This window comes from Vibrio sp. 1727, assembly GCF_033344415.1.
Classification (GTDB): Bacteria; Pseudomonadota; Gammaproteobacteria; order Enterobacterales; family Vibrionaceae; genus Vibrio; species Vibrio alginolyticus.
Genome location: NZ_JAWPOT010000109.1, coordinates 1 through 966 on the forward strand (window position 1 = coordinate 1; position 966 = coordinate 966).

At 42.8% G+C, this 966-nt stretch carries 1 protein-coding gene; it reads right to left on the reverse strand.

What is annotated here, in order from left to right:
• On the reverse strand, positions 1–692 hold a 692-nt coding region (locus R8O10_RS24150; protein WP_318191815.1), incomplete at its 3' end, for an APC family permease.
• Between the last annotated feature and the right edge of the window lie 274 nt (positions 693–966).

Sequence of the window (966 nt, forward strand, 5' to 3'; positions counted from 1 at the left end):
GCCTTTTGTGGATTTTCTACTTCACTTGCATATGAGGTGGTAATTTCTAAACCAGTCAATGAAAGCACTACAGCGGTGAAACCTGCTCCAATTCCATCTTGAGAGAAATCGGGTAGCCAGTCAGAGACATGACTAAGGGAGATATGAGACTCACCCGGATTGGTATATGCCCAGTAACCACCCAAGCCAATGATCAGCAAAATTGGGAAAATGAGCCCTAGAGTGCCAAACACGTTTGTGATCATCGATGACAAACGTAAGCCGAATATATTTACCAATGTTAGCGCCCAAAAAATCACGTTAATCATGATTAACATGAAAATATTATTCTGCGCCAGTTCAGGGACAAATGGGTAGGCACCTGTAGCGACAATGAAAGAGATCAGAGGAGGGTAATAAACGATATTTTCCGCATATTGATACCAAACGGTCGCAAAGCCGAAGTTAGGTCCAATCGTTTCTTTTCCCCAAAGATAGACGCCACCCTGTTGAGGGTAAGTCGTGCTTAGCTCGGCACACACTAAAGCCGTGGGAACAAAAAAGCATAAACCAGCAAGTAAAAAGAAAGAGATGGCATGACTACCAAATAAGGCGGCACCCGGTATGTTTCTGATGCTATCAACGGATGTAACCGTAATCATGATCACAGAGAAAACACTGAGTTTAACAGCGGACTTGGCGATATTGCTCATTCGATACCTTTAATAAACGAGCCACGAATTCATGGTTGGAAAACCCGCGTGCTACAAGTAAGACGCGCGTATTGTAGGGTTGTTATAAACGGCGGGTATATAGCGAAAAATGGTATGTATTTACCCAAAAATGAACCGAAAACTCAGTGATTTATTTGTAATCAATGTAAACGTTTGCGTTAGTGTGTTGGCGCGAAAAAAGTAAAAAGACACACAACAAACTGCCACAGGTTGACCTTCACCCGAGGGTAAGCGTTAAGTTAAAGGGAACGAA